Source organism: Phenylobacterium sp., assembly GCF_030693405.1.
GTDB lineage: Bacteria > Pseudomonadota > Alphaproteobacteria > Caulobacterales > Caulobacteraceae > Phenylobacterium.
On sequence record NZ_JAUYAW010000083.1, the window covers coordinates 1 to 17,897 of the forward strand.

The 17,897-nt window shown below is 69.0% G+C and carries 19 protein-coding genes and 1 pseudogene; 18 read left to right on the forward strand and 2 right to left on the reverse strand.

All coding sequences use genetic code 11. The features are described from left to right. The 7 genes and pseudogenes from Q8N19_RS16590 to Q8N19_RS16620 form a co-directional block, all read left to right on the forward strand. Nucleotides 1-631, forward strand: a pseudogene (locus Q8N19_RS16590) (thiolase domain-containing protein); the annotation flags it as partial. 5 nt (nt 632-636) lie between these two features. After that, on the forward strand, nt 637-1,053 hold the full coding sequence (locus Q8N19_RS16595) for a Zn-ribbon domain-containing OB-fold protein (RefSeq protein WP_305592614.1): 417 nt from the start codon (nt 637-639) through the stop codon (nt 1,051-1,053). 316 nt (nt 1,054-1,369) lie between these two features. Then, nucleotides 1,370-2,995, forward strand: a complete 1,626-nt coding sequence (locus Q8N19_RS16600; RefSeq protein ID WP_305592616.1) for a peptide ABC transporter substrate-binding protein — start codon at nt 1,370-1,372, stop codon at nt 2,993-2,995. Between the two features lie 31 nt (nt 2,996-3,026). Further along, nucleotides 3,027-4,688 (forward strand): murein biosynthesis integral membrane protein MurJ, encoded by a 1,662-nt coding sequence (gene murJ, locus Q8N19_RS16605; protein WP_371133886.1) that lies wholly within the window; start codon nt 3,027-3,029, stop codon nt 4,686-4,688. A gap of 358 nt (nt 4,689-5,046) precedes the next feature. Then, complete coding sequence (trpS, locus tag Q8N19_RS16610; RefSeq protein ID WP_305592618.1) at nt 5,047-6,081, forward strand: tryptophan--tRNA ligase; 1,035 nt, start codon at nt 5,047-5,049, stop codon at nt 6,079-6,081. Between the two features lie 55 nt (nt 6,082-6,136). Further along, complete coding sequence (locus Q8N19_RS16615) at nt 6,137-6,610, forward strand: universal stress protein (RefSeq protein WP_293318629.1); 474 nt, start codon at nt 6,137-6,139, stop codon at nt 6,608-6,610. 206 nt (nt 6,611-6,816) lie between these two features. Continuing rightward, nucleotides 6,817-7,389, forward strand: a complete 573-nt coding sequence (locus Q8N19_RS16620) for a NifU family protein (RefSeq protein WP_305592620.1) — start codon at nt 6,817-6,819, stop codon at nt 7,387-7,389. Nucleotides 7,390-7,396: 7 nt separating this feature from the next. Here the strand turns inward: Q8N19_RS16620 and Q8N19_RS16625 are convergent, their stop codons facing one another. Then, nucleotides 7,397-7,606, reverse strand: coding sequence for a hypothetical protein (locus tag Q8N19_RS16625; protein WP_305592622.1), 210 nt, complete (start codon nt 7,604-7,606; stop codon nt 7,397-7,399). Between the two features lie 99 nt (nt 7,607-7,705). Here Q8N19_RS16625 and tsaB point away from each other — a divergent pair, with 99 nt between their 5' ends. The 11 genes from tsaB (at nt 7,706) to trmB (ending at nt 17,223) form a co-directional block, all read left to right on the forward strand. Beyond that, on the forward strand, nt 7,706-8,365 hold the full coding sequence (gene tsaB / locus Q8N19_RS16630; RefSeq protein ID WP_371133887.1) for a tRNA (adenosine(37)-N6)-threonylcarbamoyltransferase complex dimerization subunit type 1 TsaB: 660 nt from the start codon (nt 7,706-7,708) through the stop codon (nt 8,363-8,365). Beyond that, nucleotides 8,362-8,814 carry a ribosomal protein S18-alanine N-acetyltransferase gene (gene rimI / locus Q8N19_RS16635; protein ID WP_305592624.1) on the forward strand — a complete coding sequence of 151 codons (453 nt, stop codon included), beginning with the start codon at nt 8,362-8,364 and terminating at the stop codon, nt 8,812-8,814. The genes tsaB and rimI overlap by 4 nt, the downstream gene beginning before the upstream one ends. A gap of 36 nt (nt 8,815-8,850) precedes the next feature. After that, nucleotides 8,851-9,258 carry a Fur family transcriptional regulator gene (locus Q8N19_RS16640; protein WP_305592626.1) on the forward strand — a complete coding sequence of 136 codons (408 nt, stop codon included), beginning with the start codon at nt 8,851-8,853 and terminating at the stop codon, nt 9,256-9,258. Between the two features lie 85 nt (nt 9,259-9,343). Beyond that, nucleotides 9,344-10,717, forward strand: coding sequence for a tRNA (N6-isopentenyl adenosine(37)-C2)-methylthiotransferase MiaB (gene miaB, locus Q8N19_RS16645; protein ID WP_305592628.1), 1,374 nt, complete (start codon nt 9,344-9,346; stop codon nt 10,715-10,717). Then, the gene (locus Q8N19_RS16650) at nt 10,714-11,667 is read left to right on the forward strand and encodes a PhoH family protein (RefSeq protein ID WP_305592631.1); all 954 of its coding nucleotides are present in this window, start codon (nt 10,714-10,716) and stop codon (nt 11,665-11,667) included. The genes miaB and Q8N19_RS16650 overlap by 4 nt, the downstream gene beginning before the upstream one ends. Then, nucleotides 11,664-12,149 carry an rRNA maturation RNase YbeY gene (ybeY, locus tag Q8N19_RS16655; protein ID WP_305592633.1) on the forward strand — a complete coding sequence of 162 codons (486 nt, stop codon included), beginning with the start codon at nt 11,664-11,666 and terminating at the stop codon, nt 12,147-12,149. Before Q8N19_RS16650 ends, ybeY begins: the two co-directional genes overlap by 4 nt. Then, nucleotides 12,142-13,047: a hemolysin family protein gene (locus tag Q8N19_RS16660; protein WP_305592635.1), complete on the forward strand. Its 906-nt coding sequence runs from the start codon at nt 12,142-12,144 to the stop codon at nt 13,045-13,047. Before ybeY ends, Q8N19_RS16660 begins: the two co-directional genes overlap by 8 nt. 15 nt (nt 13,048-13,062) lie before the next feature. Continuing rightward, nucleotides 13,063-14,670, forward strand: a complete 1,608-nt coding sequence (gene lnt / locus Q8N19_RS16665) for an apolipoprotein N-acyltransferase (protein ID WP_305592671.1) — start codon at nt 13,063-13,065, stop codon at nt 14,668-14,670. Between the two features lie 43 nt (nt 14,671-14,713). Beyond that, entirely contained in the window at nt 14,714-15,160 is a 447-nt protein-coding gene (locus Q8N19_RS16670; protein ID WP_305592637.1) for a helix-turn-helix domain-containing protein, read from the forward strand. A 100-nt stretch (nt 15,161-15,260) separates the two neighbouring features. Further along, nucleotides 15,261-16,481, forward strand: a complete 1,221-nt coding sequence (metK, locus tag Q8N19_RS16675; RefSeq protein WP_305592639.1) for a methionine adenosyltransferase — start codon at nt 15,261-15,263, stop codon at nt 16,479-16,481. A 64-nt stretch (nt 16,482-16,545) separates the two neighbouring features. Continuing rightward, nucleotides 16,546-17,223 (forward strand): tRNA (guanosine(46)-N7)-methyltransferase TrmB, encoded by a 678-nt coding sequence (gene trmB / locus Q8N19_RS16680; protein ID WP_305592641.1) that lies wholly within the window; start codon nt 16,546-16,548, stop codon nt 17,221-17,223. A gap of 77 nt (nt 17,224-17,300) precedes the next feature. Here the strand turns inward: trmB and ppa are convergent, their stop codons facing one another. After that, nucleotides 17,301-17,837: an inorganic diphosphatase gene (gene ppa / locus Q8N19_RS16685; RefSeq protein ID WP_305592643.1), complete on the reverse strand. Its 537-nt coding sequence runs from the start codon at nt 17,835-17,837 to the stop codon at nt 17,301-17,303. Nucleotides 17,838-17,897 lie beyond the last annotated feature (60 nt).

Below are 17,897 nucleotides of genomic sequence, written 5' to 3' on the forward strand. Positions count from 1 at the left end.
CGCCTTCCTGCGCGACGTAGTCACGGTCGAGGACGTGCTGAACTCGCCGATGATTTCCGACCCCCTGCACCGGCTCGACTGCTGCGTCGTCACCGACGGCGGCGGCGCGTTGATCGTCACCAGCCCCGAAATCGCCAGAAGCCTGAACCGGCCCAAGGTGAAGATCATCGGCGCCGGCGAGAGCCCCAAGGGCCCCATGGGCGGCCACGACCTGGACCTGACCCATTCGGGCGCCCTGTGGTCTGGCCCCATCGCCTTCGAAGAGGCCGGCGTGAAGCCGTCCGACATGAAGTACGCCTCGATCTATGACAGCTTCACCATCACCGTGCTGATGCAGCTGGAAGACCTGGGCTTCTGCGCGAAGGGCGAGGGCGGCAAGTTCGTCGCCGACGGCAACCTGATCTCCGGTGTCGGCAAGCTACCCTTCAACACCGACGGCGGCGGGCTCTGCAACAACCACCCCACCAACCGCGGCGGCATCACCAAGGTGATCGAGGCGGTCCGTCAGCTGCGCGGCGAAGCCCATCCGAAGGTCCAGGTCCCCAATTGCGACCTGGCCATCGCCCACGGCACCGGCGGCTCGCTGGGCACCCGCCACGGCGCGGCCACCCTCATCATGGAACGGGAGTAGGTCCTATGAGCGACACCAAAACCGCCCCTGAGGCGCAGGCGCGCAAGATCCCGGCTCCCCCGGTGACCATCGAGTCCAAGCCGTTCTGGGACGCGGCCGCCGAAGGCCGCTTCCTGATCAAGCGCTGCAACGGCTGCGGCAAGGCCCACTGGTACCCCCGCGGCCTGTGCCCGATCTGCTTCTCCGACGACACGGTCTGGGAGGAGAGCCCTGGCGAAGGGGTGATCTACACCTATTCGGTCATGCGCCGTTCGCCGACCGGCCCCTACGCCATCGGCTATGTGACCCTAAACGAAGGCCCCGCCGTCCTGACCAACTTCGTCGACTGCGACTTCGACCAGCTCGCCATCGGCCAGAAGGTGAAGGTGAAGTTCCAGGAGACCGAGAACGGGCCGCCCGTCCCGGTGTTCAGCCCAGTCTAGGGCGCGAACCGCTCATCCCCCGTCACCCTCGGACTTGATCCGAGGGTCCATGCACACTGAGGCTAGCCCTGTGTTCATGGATGGTCGGGTCAAGCCCGACCATGACGGGAGAGGGGTTGTGCGACCGCCCTCGTCCTTCGAGGCCCTGCTGTCGCAGGGCGCCTCAGGATGAGGTCGGAATGGGACGCATCACCCGCCTCCCTCATTCTGAGGTGCGAGCGCAGGCGAGCCTCGAAGGACGCAAAGCGCCTGCGGCTCTCGACACGGCCGAGCCGCCCGTGCGCTTATCAGGTCTGATGCTCCGGAGTGCTCGCCCTTGTCCCTGCCGCGCCTGATCGCGCCCCTGCTCGCCACCCTGGCGCTCGCCGCCTGCCAGGAGGGGCCGAGCCGCCCGCCCTGCGCTACCGGGGAAACCTGCCTGGAGTTCGGCAACAACACCGAGCCGGCCACGCTCGATCCTCAGCAGAGCAATCTGGTGGACGAGTTTCAGGTGATCGGCGACCTCAATATCGGCCTGACCACCGACGCCCCGGACGGAACCCCGATCCCGGCGCTGGCCGAGCGATGGGAAACCACCCCGGACGGCCTGGTCTGGACCTTCCATCTGCGCGAGGCGAAGTGGTCGGACGGGACGCCGATCACGGCCGACGACTTCGTCTACGCCTATCGCCGGATCCTGAAGCCCGAGACCGCCTCGATCTACGCCTACCTCGTCTTCCTGCTGAAGAATGGCGCCGCGGTGAACGCCGGCGAGGCCGCCCCGGAGGCCCTGGGCGCCCGGGCCATCGATCTCCGCACCCTGGAGCTGACCCTGGAACGCCCGGCGCCCTACCTGCCGGAACTGCTGAAGCACCTGTCCTACTTCCCCGTCCCCCGCCACGTGGTCGAGCGCCTGGGCGACCAGTGGGTCCAGCCTGGAAACTATGTCAGCAGCGGCCCCTATCAGCTCGTCTCCTGGCGGCTCGGCGAATATATCGAGGTCAAGAAGAACCCCCGCTTCTGGGATGCGGACGAGGTCTGCGTCGACACCATCCGCTATTATCCCACCCCCGATGCGGTGACCGCAGAGCGGCGGGTGGCGGCCGGCGAGCTGGACATCAACACCGGCTTCCAGTCCAACCGGCTCTCGAAGATCAATGAGACCATGCCCGGCTACGCCCGGACCCACATCTCGCTGGCCACCACCTACCTGTCGTTCAACACCCGCACCGTGGCCGCCTTCCGTGATCCCCGGGTGCGCAAGGCCCTGTCGGCGGCGATCGACCGGGACTTCATCACCGACAAGCTGCTGCGCGCCGGCCAGGTCCCGGCCTACGCCTTCGTGCCGCCGGGCACGGCCAACTATGTGGAGACCGGGCCGCAGGCCAGTTTCGCAGGCCTTAGCTTCGAGGACCGGCAGGCCCTGGCCCGGGACCTGCTACGCCAGGCCGGCTATGGCCCGGGTAGACCCCTGGAGCTCGAGATCAAGACCGGCAATACGCCCGATACCACCTTGATGATGCAGGCCATCCAGGCCGACTGGCAGGCGATCGGCGTCAAGGTCGCCCTGGCGCAGAATGAAGGCCAGATCGCGTTTGCCGCCTATCGGATGCGGGACTTCGAGATCGGCGCCATGAGCTGGTACGCCGACTACAACGATCCGCTCACCTTCCTGGAGCTGCTGGATTCGCAGACCGGGGCGCAGAACTATGGGGACTACGCCAACCCCGCCTATGACGCCCTGTTGGCTGAGGCCGCCGCCGAGCCGGACCTGGCCGCCCGCGCCGCCATCCTCGCCCGGGCCGAGGCCCTGATGCTGGCGGAGGACGCCCTGATCCCGGTGCTGTTCGTGGTCAACAAGGCCCTGGTGAACCCCAAGGTGGGCGGCTGGGTGGACAATATCGCCAACTTCCATCGCAGCCGCTGGCTGTGTGTGAACACACCGGCGGACTCGGCGTCTTGACCGCGCCGCATCCAGGCCCCAGAGGCGGCCGGTGAGCACACCGCCCGAGCCCGTCGTGACCCCCCCGCCCCCGGCCGGCGCGCCGCCGCGCCGCAACGGGATGCTGCGCTCGTCGATGATCTTTTCGGCGCTCACCCTGTTCAGCCGGGTGCTGGGCCTGGTGCGCGACGTGGTGGTGACGGCGAAGCTTGGGGCCAGCCAGACCATCGCCGCCGACGCCTATTATACGGCGCTGGCCTTCCCCAATCTGTTCCGGCGGATCTTCGCCGAGGGCGCCTTCGCCGCCGCCTTCGTGCCCGGCTACGCCAAGCGGCTGGAAGGCGAGGGGGAGGCCGTGGCCAACCAGTACGCCGCCGACGCCGCCGCGGGCCTGGCGGTGGTGACGGTGGTCTTCACCCTGGCGGCCCAGGCGGCCATGCCGTGGCTGATGTACGTCATCAATCCCGGCTATGTGGACGAGCCCGACAAGTTCCGGCTGGCGGTGATCCTGACCCAGATCACCATGCCCTACCTGCCCTGCATGGCGATTGCGGCCCTGTTCTCCGGCGTGCTGAACGCCCATGGGCGCTTCATCGTCTCGGGCTTCTATCCCACCGTGCTGAACGTGGTCATGCTGGCGGTGGTCTGGCCCCAGCGGGACTCCATCACCGCGGCCTACGCCGCCTCCATCGGGGTCGGCGTGGCCGGCGTCGGTCAGGCCGCCCTGGTCATCTGGGCCGCCCGCCGGGCTGGCGCCCGGGTGCGGCTGGTCCGCCCCCGCCTGACCCCGGACATGAAGGACCTGATGCGACGCGCCGTGCCGGCGGCCATCGCCAACAGCGCCACCCAGATCAACATCTTCGTCTCCGGCATCCTGGCCTCCCAGGTTTCGGGCGCCCGGGTCTGGCTGAACGTGGCCGACCGCCTCTACCAGCTGCCCATGAGCCTGGTGGGGGTGGCCATCGGCATCGCGCTTCTGCCGCGCCTGTCCCAGTCCCTGCGCCGGGGGGACGCCGCCGACGCCAAGCTGGTGATGGACCAGGGCCTGGTCTTCGGCCTGGCGCTCAGCCTGCCTGCCGCCGCCGCCCTGATGGCCATGCCGGTCTATCTGATCGATGGCCTGTTCACCCGCGGCGCCTTTGTCTTCGCCGACGCGGCCGCCGCCGGCGCGCTCCTGTTCCACTATGGCTGGGGCACGCCGGCCTTCGTTCTGCAGCGCATTCTGCAACCGGCCTTCTTCGCCCGGGAGGACACCCGCACGCCGATGCGCTTCGCCCTGATCTCGGTGGCGGTGAACATCGTCGCCGGGGTGGCCCTGTTCTTCGTGGTCGGCGTGCCGGGCATCGCCATGGCCACCAGCCTGGCGGCCTGGATCGCCGTCATCCAGATGCTGGTGGCGCTCTGGCGGCGGGGGGACTACCGCCCCTCTCCGGCGGTCATCTCCAAGATCATCCGCGTCAGCCTGGCCAGCCTGGTCATGGGCGGCCTTCTGGCCTTCGCCGCCTTCAATCGCGCGGCCTTCGAGGCGCCGATCGCAGCCCTTGACCTGCCGCTCCTGGGCGCCAAGGAGATCGGGGTCGTGGTCCTGTCGGTGGCGGGCATGGCCCTCTACGGCGTCCTGGTCCTGGTCTTCGGCGGCGTGACCCGCGCCGAGCTGCGGGCCGCCATGACCCGCCGCAATGGGACCCCGGCCGCGCCCGTGGACCTGGGGTAGGGCGTCACGGTCCCTCTCCCCATTGCCCTGGCCTCTCAGACTTATCTCCGCCATGGTCGGGCTTGACCCGACCATCCATGAACACCGACCGAACCAAGGTGTACATAGACCCTCGGGTCAAGCCCGACGGTGACGGAAGAGGGGGCGCGCAGGCTGGAGCAGGACGCCCGGGGCGACGCGCGGCTTCCAGGCTTGCCACCGGCCCTTGGCCCGACTATGCGCATCGGCATGGCTTTTCCGGCTCGGAACTCCTGGCGATGGCGCCGCGCGTCCTGAACGCCCCCTGCTAGGGGGCGCAAGCCTCTGCGCGCCGCTCGGCGCGTGCCTTCAAACTCCGCTCGAAGTCGAAGCCGATCCCATGACCGATCAAGTCCCCCCCGCCTATAGCGGCCCTCAGCGCGTGCTCTCCGGCGTCCAGCCCTCCGGCGCCCTGCATCTGGGCAACTATCTCGGCGCGCTCGTAAAGTTCGCCCGCCTGCAGCACGAGATGGACACCTTCATCTTCGTGGCCGACCTGCACGCCATCACCGTCTGGCAGGATCCGGCCCTGCTGGCGAACCAGGTGCGGGAGATCACCGCGGCCTATCTGGCCTCGGGCCTCGATCCGGACAAGGCGACCATCTTCCCGCAGTCGGCCGTGCCGGCCCATGCGGAGCTTGGCTGGATCTTCAACTGCGTGGCCCGGGTCGGCTGGCTCGACCGGATGACCCAGTTCAAGGAGAAGTCGGGCAAGCACAAGGAGCGCTCCAGCGTCGGCCTCTATACCTATCCGGTGCTGCAGGCCGCCGACATCCTGCTCTACAAGGCGACCCACGTGCCGGTGGGCGACGATCAGCGCCAGCACCTGGAGCTGACCCGCGACATCGCGGCCAAGTTCAACCACGACTTCGGCGCCGAAGGCTTCTTCCCCCTGCCCGAGGCCCTGACCCAGGGACCCGGCTCGCGGATCATGTCCCTGCGCGACGGCACGGCGAAGATGTCCAAGTCCGATCCGTCGGATAATTCACGGCTGAACCTGCTCGATGACGAGGACGCCATCGCCCAGAAGGTGCGCAAGGCCAAGACCGATCCCGAGCCCCTTCCGGAAACCCTGGAGGAGCTGAAGGGGCGGCCCGAGGCGGAGAACCTGCTGGGCATCTATGCGGCGCTGGACGGCCGGACCGCCGCCGAGGTGCTGACCGAGTTCGCCGGCCAGGGCTTTGGCGCCTTCAAGCCGAAGCTGGCCGACCTGGCGGTGGCGAGGCTTGGGCCTGTGGGGACGGAGATGCGCCGGCTCATGGCTGATCCGGCCCAGATCGACGCGGTCCTGGCCAAGGGCGCCGAGCGGGCGCGGGCGGCGGCCGCCCCAACCCTCGCAGAGGTGCGGGCCAAGGTCGGTTTCTGGGGCGCCTGAGGCCCCGGCCTTTGGCCCCCTTGCCCAAAACCCGCCGCCGGGCCAACGTCGGCCCATGAGTCAGCGCAAGTTCCTCGTCATCGCCGACGACACGCCGGAGTTCCAGACCGCCCTGCGGTTCGCCTGCCGGCGCGCCCGCTCCACCGGCGGCCACCTGGCCATGCTGCGGGTCATCGAGCCGGCGGTCTTTGAGCACTGGTCCGGCGTCCGCGAGGAGATCGAGCGGCAGGCGCGCGCCGAGGCCGAGGCCTTCCTGCAGAAGATGGCCGAGTTCGTCATCGCCGAGACCGGGGCGGCGCCGGAATTCATCATCGTCAACGCCGAGAGCGCCCGCCAGGCCCTGCGCAGCGTCATCGCCGAGGACCCCGACATCAAGATCCTGGTCCTGGGCGCGGCGCCCCATGGCCGAGGCCCCGGCCCCCTGGTGTCCTCCATCGCCAAGGAGGGCATCCGCTGGGGCGGTCGCAACCTGCCGGTCACCGTGGTGCCCGGCGAACTCACCGACGAAGAGATCGCCGACCTGGCCTGAGGGAGAGCTTTCCGTCTCCCTCGTCACTCTTTCCCGTCATGGTCGGACTTGATCCGACCATCCATGAACACCTCGGCCGGCCGGTGAGCATGGACCCTCGGGTCAAGCCCGCGGGTGACGGACAATGAAACAGGGGCGGTCGCGCCCCATACCTGAGCTGCGCCAGGGGTCTTGCGTCACAGCCCCGCAGAGGCCACATCTGAGCCATGTTCATCCAGACCGAAACCACGCCGAACCCTGAGGTCCTCAAGTTCCTGCCCGGCCGCGACGTGGCCGGCGAGGGGAGCCATGACTTCCGTGACATGGACGCCGCCCAGGCCTCGCCTCTGGCTGCAGACCTGTTCGATATCGAGGGCGTGCAACGGGTGTTCTTCGGCCCCGACTTCGTCACCGTGGGCAAGGACCCCCATTCGGCCTGGCCGCACCTGAAGGCGCCGATCCTGGCGGCCATCATGGACCACTTCACCTCCGGCCGGCCCCTGTTCACCGGCGAGGCGGCCGCCCAGGGCGGCGATGTGGAAGAGGTCTATGAGGGCGAGGTCGCCCAGATCGTCACCGAGATCAAGGAGCTGCTGGACAGCCGTATCCGTCCGGCCGTGGCCCAGGACGGCGGCGACATCGTGTTTTCCCGTTTCGAGGCCGACACCGGCGTCGTCTGGCTGCACATGAAGGGCGCCTGCGCCGGCTGTCCGTCGTCCACCGCGACCCTGAAGTCCGGGGTGGAGAACATGCTCAAGCACTATGTGCCCGAGGTCACCCGGGTCGAGCAGACCCTCTAGGGTCGCCTCAGCCTTTCGCCAGGAGCGCCGCGGTCAGCGGGCGGCGACGCGCGACGTTGGTGGCCGTCCATACCAGGACCGAGGTTGACAGGAGGATTCCTGACACCAAGCCGCCGATAGCCAGCAGACCAGCGGGGGTGACCTTCACCTTGGCGACGAACCTTGCGTCCCTGACCCGGAGACTGACGGCGGCGGTATTGGACTCGAGGGTTTCCATGAGCGCTCCTTGGATATCACGACGAGCCAACACCTGGGCCGCAGGCCCCGTTCCCCCCATGGGCTTTGCAATTCCGCCAGCTCCTGATAGCGCCGGCCCATGATCACTCTTGGCCTCGACACCTGCCTGGACGCCTGCTCGGTCGCCGTGCTCGAGCACGGGGTCGTGCGCGCCCAGGCCAGCCACCCCATGGGCCGTGGCCACCAGGAGGCGATCGCCCCCCTCACCGCCGAGGTGATGGCGCAGGCCAGTCTGGCCTTTGCGGAACTTAACCGGATCGGCGTGACCATCGGTCCCGGCTCGTTCACCGGCCTGCGGGTGGGTCTGGCCTTCGCCAAGGGCCTGGGGGCGGCGCTTGGTCGGCCCGTGGTGGGGGTCGGGACCCTGGCGGCCCTGGCCGAACCCCTGGGGGACGACCTGGTCTTCGCCCTCATCGATGCGCGGCGGGGTCAGGTCTATCTCCAGGCCTTCGCCGGCGGCCGGGCTCTGATGGCGCCCGACGCCCTGGATGTGGCCACCGCCGCGGCCCGGGTGGCCGAACTCTCAGGGGGGCGGCAGGCGGTACTGGCGGGAAGCGGCGCGGCGCTGCTGGCCGACCTGATGCCGGGCGCGCGCCTGGTGTCCGCCCCGGCCTGTGACCCGGCCGCCGTGGCCCGGCTGGCGGCGGCCCAGACCAACCCGTCCCCGCCGCGGCCCCTCTATCTGCGGGCGCCCGACGCCCGGCTGCCCGGCGGCGCGCCGGGACCGGACATGGCATGAGGCTCAGCCCCGCAGGCCCCGAGGCCGCCCAGACCCTGGCGGCCCTGCACGCCCAGGCCTTCGACAAGCCCTGGAGCGCCCAGGATATCTCAGCCCTGATCGGCGGCGCCGGCGCCTATGCGGTGATGGCGCAGGACGAGGCGCCGCTCGGCATGGTCATGTCGCGCATCCTGTTCGACGAGGCCGAGATCCTGACCCTGGCCGTGGCGCCGGCCGCGCGGCGGCGCGGAGTCGGCTCGGCCCTGGTGACCGCGGCTGCGGGTCTCGCCCGCCAGGGCGGCGCACAAAGCCTGGTGCTGGAGGTGGGCGAGGACAATCCCGGGGCCATCGCCCTCTATGGCGCCACAGGCTTCGTCCAGGTCGGCCTTCGGCGGAACTATTACGACCGGGGCGGCCGACAGATCGACGCCTTGTTGATGAGGCTCGATCTTAACAGCGAGCGCCCTTAAACCTATTCTCTAGGTTCAGCGACGAGGAGGACCGGCGTGGATCGGATCGAAAATCTCTGCATCGAAAAAGGGATGCGCATGACCGAGCAACGCCGGGTGATCGCCCGTGTGCTGTCGGCGGCTGACGATCACCCCGATGTGGAGGAGCTCTATCGCCGGGCCCACCAGGTCGATCCGCACATCTCCATCGCCACGGTCTATCGCACGGTGCGCCTGTTCGAGGAGGCTGGCATCATCGCCCGGCACGACTTCCGCGACGGCCGCTCCCGGTACGAGGAGGCCACCGACCACCACCATGACCACCTCATCGATATGAAGACCGGCAAGGTGGTGGAGTTCGTCGATCCCGAGATCGAGGCCCTGCAGGAGGCCATCGCCCGCAAGCTCGGCTACCGGCTGGTGGACCACCGGCTGGAGCTCTACGGCGTGCCGCTGGAGGACTAGGCGCGTCGGCCTTGGGGGTCCTGCGAAGGTTCGCTCGAGGCGCGAACCGCTTGAACCCCTCGCCCTGCGACCCCATAAGGCCAGCATGTCCAGACCCGCGCCGGAAAAGCGCCTCTTCATCAAGACCTATGGCTGTCAGATGAATGTCTATGACAGCGAGCGCATGGCCGATGTGCTGGCGCCGCTGGGCTATGGCATGACCGACACGCCGGAGGATGCGGACCTGGTGGTGCTGAACACCTGCCATATCCGCGAAAAGGCCACCGAAAAGGTCTATTCCGAGCTCGGCCAGATCCGCCTGATGAAGCTGGCGCGCCAGGAGGCCGGGGCGGGCATGACCATCGCCGTGGCCGGCTGCGTCGCCCAGGCCGAGGGCGAGGAGATCATGCGCCGCCAACCGGCGGTCGACCTGGTGGTCGGACCCCAGGCCTATCATCAGCTGCCTGAGCTGATCGCCCGCACCCACAGGGCCCGGGGCGAGCGCCTGTCGGCCGACTTCGCGGCTGAGGACAAGTTCGACGCCCTGCCGGCCGAACGCAATCCCACCGGCGTCACCGCCTTCCTCACCGTGCAGGAGGGCTGCGACAAGTTCTGCACCTTCTGCGTGGTGCCCTATACCCGCGGCGCCGAATGGTCGCGGCCGGCGGCCGCCATCCTGGCCGAGGCCGAAAGCCTGGCCCGTCAGGGCGTGCGCGAGGTCACCCTGCTCGGCCAGAACGTCAACGCCTATCGCGATCCGGACGCCGGCGGCGGCCTGGCGGGGCTGGCCCGCGCGCTGGCCAAGATCCCTGGCCTGGACCGGATCCGCTACACCACCAGCCATCCCCGGGACATGGATGATGAGCTGATCGCCGCCCACGGCGAGCTTGAGGCCCTGATGCCCTTCCTGCATCTGCCGGTACAGTCGGGCTCGGACCGCATCCTCAAGGCCATGAACCGCGGCCACACGGTGGAGACCTATCTGCGGCTGATCGAGAAGATCCGCGCTGCGCGGCCCGACATCGCCATCTCCTCGGACTATATCGTCGGCTTCCCCGGCGAGCGTGATGCCGACTTCGAGGCGACGCTTTCCCTGGTGCGCCAGATGGGCCACGCCAGCGCGTTTTCATTCAAATACTCCCGCCGCCCCGGCACGCCGGCCTCGGCCCTGCCCGGCCAGGTTCCCGAAGAGGTCATGGCCGAGCGCCTGGCGAGGCTGCAGGCCCTGCTGGACGAGCAGCAGGTCGCCTTCAACGCCGCCCAGGTGGGCGCCACCCTGCCCGTGCTGTTCGAACGTCTCGGCAGGCATGAGGGCCAGCTGGTGGGCCGCAGCCCCTATCTGCAGGGCGTCCACGCGGTCGCCGACGCCTCACTGATCGGCCAGATCGCGCCGGTGCGCATCGAGGGCGCGAGCAAGAACAGCCTTTCGGGCGTTATGGCTGGACAGCCGCAACCCGCGCCCGCCCTGGAGCCCCTTTGAGCCGCGCCCCGGAATTCATCGTCCTGACCGACGCGGCCGCCCGCGCGGTCAGCGGAACCAACAGCCGCCACGCCGCCCTGATCGAGGACGCCTTCGGGGTCCTGGTGGAGACGCCCGGCGGCGGCGTGCAGCTGAGCGGCGACTCCAAGTCCCGCGGCATGGCCAAGCGCGCCATCCAGTCGCTGGCCAGCCGCGCCGACCAAGGACTGGAGATCAACGAGGCCGACGTCCGCGTGGCCATCGGCCAAGCCCGCATCGGCTCCGGCGCCGCGCCCGGCGGGCTGCCGGTCGGCCGCCGCGGCCAGGTGGCGCCCAAGACCCCGGCCCAGGCCCGCTATCTGAAGGCGCTCGCCGATCACCCCCTGGTGTTCGGCCTCGGTCCGGCCGGCACGGGCAAGACCTTCCTGGCCGTCGCCCATGGGGCGGGCCTGCTGCTGCGCGGCGAGGTGGACCGGCTGATCGTCAGCCGCCCGGCCGTCGAGGCCGGCGAGCGTCTCGGCTTCCTGCCCGGCGACCTGTCGGAAAAGGTCGATCCCTATATGGCGCCGGTCTGGGAGGCGCTCACCGACATCATGGGCGTCGATCAGTTCCGCCGCCGTCGGGAAAAGGGCGAGATCGAGCTGGCCCCCATCGCCTTCATGCGCGGCCGCACCCTGTCCCACGCCTTTGTCATCGTCGATGAGGCGCAGAACGCCACGCGGCTGCAGATGAAGATGGTGCTGACCCGTCTGGGCGAAGGCGCCCGCATGGCGGTCACCGGCGACCCCAGCCAGGTGGACCTGGTCAACATCCGTGATTCAGGCCTCGCCCATGCGGTCGCCCTGCTGGACGGGGTCGAAGGGGTGGGTGTCGCCCGCTTCGCCGCCGAGGACGTGGTGCGCCATCCCCTGGTCGAGCGGATCGTGCGGGCCTATGAGGCCGACGCCGCCATGAACGGACGCCCCGATTGATCGATATCGAGATTGAGGACGACGCCTGGGCTGAGGCCCTGCCGGACGCCGTCATCCTGGTTCGAGCCGCGGCGCTCGCCGCCCTGGACGGCGCGGACGCGCGGCCGAAGGATGCAGGCGTCGACTCAGGGCTGGTGGCCGTGCTGCTCACCGACGACGAGGCCGTCGCCGATCTGAACGCCGAATATCGCCGCAAGACCGGGCCGACCAATGTGCTGTCCTTCCCCGCGGCTCAGAATCCTGAGGGTTTTCTGGGCGATCTGGCCCTGGCCTACGGGGTTTGCGCGCAGGAAGCTGAGCAGCAGAACAAGTCTCTGGCCGACCATTTGCAGCACCTGGTGGCGCACGGGGTCCTGCATCTTGTAGGCTATGACCATATGAACGAGGACGAGGCCGCCGATATGGAGGGCCTGGAACGGCGAATTCTCGCCGGCCTGGGCGTTCCAGATCCCTATGCGGCCGAACAGGGAGACCATGACTAGTTCGGAAGATCGAAGTCCGCCCGAGCCCGATCCCCCCCGACAGGGGAGCGGGTTTCGGGCCATTCTGAAACGGTTCGGCCGCCAGGGGAGCGCCCCGCAGCAGAGCGACAGTCCCGCCGAACCGGAAAACCGCATGGTGCGACAGGCCGAGGCCTTCCAGTCCCTGCGGGTCGACGATGTGATGACGCCGCGCGCCGACATCGTCGCCGTCGAACTCACCACCCCCTTTGGCGAGGTGGTTGATCGCTTCATCGACGCCGAACACTCCCGGATGCCGATCTACCGGGAGACCCTGGACGACCCCGTGGGCGTGGTGCACGTCAAGGATGTCTTCCGCCTGCTGTCGGCCAATGGCGCCGGTCCCAAGGCCGAGGACGCCTTTCTGCACCGGGTCCGCCGCGACGCCCTCTATGTGCCGGCCTCCATGCGCGCCGCCGACCTGCTGCTGCAGATGCAGGCCGCCCGCACCCACATGGCCCTGGTCATCGACGAGTTCGGCGGCACCGACGGTCTGGTGACCCTGGAAGACCTGATCGAAGCCGTGGTCGGCGACATCGACGACGAACACGATGTGGCCCAGGCCAAGTCGATCATCGCCCGGCCCGGAGGCGTGTTCGAAGCCGACGCCCGGGCCCCCCTGGAAGAGCTCGAGGCCGCCGTGGGTCAGGCCCTGGCGCCGCCGGATCTGGAAGAAGAGATCGACACTGTCGGCGGCCTGGTCACCGCCCTGGCGGGCCGCGTGCCGCAGCGGGGCGAACTGATCGAGCATCCCGCCGGCTTCGAATTGCAGGTGATGGACGCCGACCCCAGGCGCGTAAAGCGGGTGCGTCTGCGTCCGACCCCCGCCACCCCGGCCGCACCCTCAACCGCCGCACCCGCGACCCCGGACGGCGGCTGAGTTCGCTTGTCGCGCCTGGCTGAACATTATCTAGGCCTGGAAAGCCATGCGCTGGGGCGGGCGGTCCTGGCCTTGGGCGCAGGGCTGGCCGCCGCGCTCGCCCATCCGCCGTTCGGGATCCTGCCGGGTCTGCTGGGCTTTGCGCTGCTTCTGCGCCTGGGCGATCAGGCCGCGCCTGGCCGTCCGCTGGCCTCGGCCTTCTTTCGGGGCTGGCTGGCGGGGCTGGGCTATTTCGCCCTCAGCGTCTGGTGGGTGACCGAAGCCTTCCTGGTGGACGCCGCCGCCCATGGCTGGATGGCGCCCTTCGCCCTGGTCCTGCTGGCCGGGGGCCTGGCCCTTTTCTGGGGGGCGGGGCTCTGGCTCTACAGGCTGATCCGGCCCCAGGGTCCGGCGCGAGTGCTGGTCTTCGCCGGCGCCCTGGCTCTGGCGGAGTTCATCCGCGGACACATCTTCACCGGCTTTCCCTGGAACCTGCCCGGGGAAGCCTGGCGCGCCGGCGGGGCGCCGTCCCAGGCCGCCGCCCTGGTGGGCGCCTATGGCCTGACCTGGATCACCCTGGCCCTGGCCGCCAGTCCGGCCGCCCTGCCGGGCCTGCCGCGGCGCCAGGCCATGGCCGTGGGCGGCCTCGCCGTCGCCGTGCTGGCGGGCCTCTATGGGGGCGGCGCCTGGCGCCTGGCCACCGCGCCGACCCCGAGGAAGGCCGCGCCGATGGTCCGGATCGTCCAGGCCGATGTGGATCAGAAGGAAAAGTGGCGGCCAGAAAATCTCGACCTCATCTTCGAGGACTATATCCGCCTGAGCCGCCAGCCCGCCCCGCGCCGGCCCGACGTGGTCATCTGGCCCGAGGGCGCCCTGCCCGCCGTCATCGACGACCTGCTTGCGCCGGGTCAGCCCTATCCCATCGCCCTGGCCGAGGCCTTCGCGCCTGGACAGGTGCTCATGCTGGGCGCCAACCGGGTGGGCTTGGGCGAGGATGGGGCGCTGGACTACTTCAACACCCTGGTGGCCTTCCGGCGGCTGGAAACCCCGGGGCTTGAGGTGGCGGGGATCTATGACAAGCACCGGCTTGTGCCTTTTGGCGAGTATCTGCCCCTGGGCGAGATCATGACCGGCCTTGGCCTGCGCAGCCTGGTGAACATGCCTGCAGACTTCACCGCCGGACCCCCGCCCCAGCCGCTCGCCTTGCCTGGCCTGCCGCCGGTGCAGCCGCTGATCTGCTACGAGGCCCTCTTCCCGCGATTCACTGGCCAAGGGGCGGCCCGCGGCGGGATTCGCGCCGAATGGATCCTCAATATCTCCAACGACGCCTGGTTCGGGGCGACCAGCGGCCCCTGGCAGCATCTGAACCTCGCAAGCTACCGCGCCATCGAGGAGGGCCTGCCCATGGTGCGCTCCACCCCGACCGGCGTGTCGGGGGTGATCGACGCCCGTGGTCGCCTGCAGGCCGGCGCCTGGATGAGCCAGGGTCGGCGCGGCGTGATCGACGCCCCCCTGCCCCCGCCGGACGGCCCGACCCTGTTCTCCCGCCTGGGAAATCTGCCTTTCGCCATCATGCTGCTCGTTTCAGCGGCGACAGCTGGAGCTTTCTGGCTCCGCCAGCGCCGATATCGGCCTGAGGCATAAGGCTGGTTTTGCGAGTGATGCGCAGTTCGGTTAAGGAATGGCCATGACAAAGGACCTCGAACTGGATCGCGCCCCCAATCCGGTCGACCGCCATGTGGGACTGCGCATCCGCCTGCGACGCAAGGAGTTGGGGGTCAGCCAGGAACGCCTGGCCGAATCCATCGGCCTGACCTTCCAGCAGGTGCAGAAGTATGAGCGGGCGGCCAACCGCGTCAGCGCCTCCAAGCTCTGGGAGATGGCCCGGGCGCTCAAGACCTCCGTGGCCTATTTCTACGAAGGCCTGGGCGACCCCGCCGCAGCCGGCGTCGATGGCGATGGCCGTGACACCGTGCATGACTTCCTGCTGACGCCGGAAGGGATGGAGCTGGCCACCCTGTTTCCCCGGGTCCGTCGGGCGAGGGTGCGGCGGCGGCTCCTGGACCTGGTCCGCACCATGGCCGAGGAGTCCGAACTCGAGGACGCCGAGCTGGACGCCCTGGAAGAAGTCTGACCGCGCCGCTTGCGGGATATAAGGATTTCTTTATAGGGTTTGCCGCAAGTTGCCGGCCCGCCGCGCGCGCGGCCGCCGTCGCCTGACCGGAGCCCTGATTTTGAGCCGTTCCTCCTACATCTTCACCAGCGAAAGCGTCTCTGAAGGCCATCCCGACAAGGTCGCCGATCGGATTTCCGACACGGTGGTCGACGCCTTCATCGCCGCCGAGCCCCAGGCCCGCGTCGCCTGCGAGACCCTGGTGACCACCAACCGCATCGTGCTCGCCGGCGAAGTCCGCGCCGGGCGCCCCGGCGCGTCCAAGGCCGAAAACAAGGCCATGACCAAGGAGATCGTCAAAAGCCTGGAGCCCAAGGTCCGGCAGGCGGTCAAGGACATCGGCTACGAACAGAAGGGCTTCCACTGGGAGAAGGCCAAGTTCGCCTGCTATCTGCATCCCCAGTCCGAACACATCGCCCAGGGCGTCGACGCCAGCGACAAGAAGGACGAGGGCGCGGGCGACCAGGGCATCATGTTCGGCTATGCCTGCGACGAGACGCCCGAGCTGATGCCGGCGGCCCTGCAGTACTCGCACAACATCCTGCGTCGCCTGGCCGAGGTCCGCCATTCAGGCGAGTGCCCGGTGCTGGAGCCCGACGCCAAGAGCCAGGTGACCCTGCGCTACGAGGACGGCAAGCCCGTCGAAGTGCTGAAGATCGTCGTCTCCACCCAGCACAAGAAGAAGATCGGCTCGCACAGCGCCACGCCCAAGCGGGTGCAGGAGCTGATCAAGCCCTATGTGGAAGGCGTGATCCCGGACGGCCTGATCACCCGCAAGACCCAGTGGCTGGTCAACCCCACCGGCAAGTTCGAGATCGGCGGCCCCGATGGCGACGCCGGCCTCACCGGCCGCAAGATCATCGTCGACACCTATGGCGGCGCAGCCCCGCACGGCGGCGGCGCCTTCTCGGGTAAGGATCCCACCAAGGTGGATCGTTCGGCGGCCTATGCCTGCCGCTACCTGGCCAAGAATGTGGTCGCCGCGGGCCTGGCCCGCCGCTGCACCATCCAGATCAGCTACGCCATCGGCGTGGCTCAGCCCCTGTCCTTCTATGTGGACCTGCACGGGGAGTCTTCGGTGGACCCGGCCAAGCTGGAAGCGGTCCTGCCCCAGCTGATCGGCGGCGCCACGCCGCGGGCGATCCGCGAGCACCTGGGCCTCAACCGGCCGATCTACGCCCGCACCGCGGCCTATGGCCATTTCGGCCGCGCGCCCGACGCCGACGGCGGCTTCTCCTGGGAGAAGACCGACCTGATCGACCAGCTGAAGAGCCTGGCCTAAAGCCCTCGAGCCCGGCGCGCCGCCCCGCGACAGGGGTCGCGCGCCGGGCTATGGCTTTGCTCTCATGACGTCAGATCCCCACCCCCCGATGCGCTCCTTCGGGCGTATCAAGTCGCGCCCGATCAAGCCCCGCCAGGCCGCCCTGATGGACAGCCTGCTGCCGGAGGTGCGCTGCCCGACCGAGCCCTTCGATCCTCGGGCGCTGAAGCCGGAGGCCGATGAGGTCTGGCTGGAGATCGGCTTCGGCGGCGGCGAGCACATGGCCGCCCAGGCCGCGCGGGCGCGGGACACCCTGATCCTCGGGGCAGAGCCTTTCCAGAACGGCGTAGCCTCGGCCCTGCGGCATATGGACGAGCAGGGCCTGTCCAATGTGCGCCTGCATGATGGCGATGTCCGCGACCTGATGGCCCGCCTGCCCGCGGCCTGCCTGGACCGGGTCTTCATCCTGTTTCCCGATCCCTGGCCCAAGGCCCGGCACAACAAGCGCCGCCTGGTTCAGGCCGAGCTGATCGAAGACCTGGCCCGGCTGCTGAAGCCCGGGGCGACCTTACGCTTCGCCACCGACTGGGCCGACTATGCCGACTGGACCCTGGAGCGCTTCCTGGCCAGCCCGCGCTTCGACTGGCCCGCCGCCCGGGCCGATGACTGGCGGACGCCGCCGGCCGACCACATCACCACCCGCTATGAGGAAAAGCGCCTGGGCGACTGCGCCCCGGTCTTTCTGGACTTCGTCCGGACCTGAATTCCAAGTCTTGGGCGCACCCACGAAAAAGGGCGGCCAGCACGCTGACCGCCCGATATTCGCCTGGAGCTCGCCGCCTACTTCTTGGCGTTCTGCGCCCGCTCGATGCCGGCGCGGATCAGGGCCGCGGTCTCGTCGGGATCGGCCCAGCGGACGATGTCGACGCTCTTGCCCTTCTCCAGGTCCTTATAGTGTTTGAAGAAGTGGGCGATCTGCTCGGTCAGGATGGTCGGCAGGCCGCGCCAGGATTCGACGCCCGTATAGAAGGGGTGCAGCTGGTCCACCGGCACGGCCAGGACCTTTTCATCGGCGCCGGCCTCGTCGACCATCATCAGGGTGCCCACGGGGCGGCAGCGGATGATCGCACCCGGCACCACAGGCGTGGGCCCCACCACCATCACGTCCATCGGATCGCCGTCTTCGGACAGGGTGTGGGGAATGAAGCCGTAATTGCCCGGATAGAACATGGCGGTGTGTAGGAACCGGTCGACCATGAGCGCGCCCGACTCCTTGTCGAGCTCGTACTTCACCGGCTCGCCGCCCTGCGGGATCTCGATGATGGCGTTCACGTCGTAGGGCGGGTTCACGCCGATGGCGATCTTGGAAAGGTCCATGTTCGAAATGACTCTTATGATCTGTCTCGGGGAGGAGAGCCTGCTCCATAGGGCCAAAAC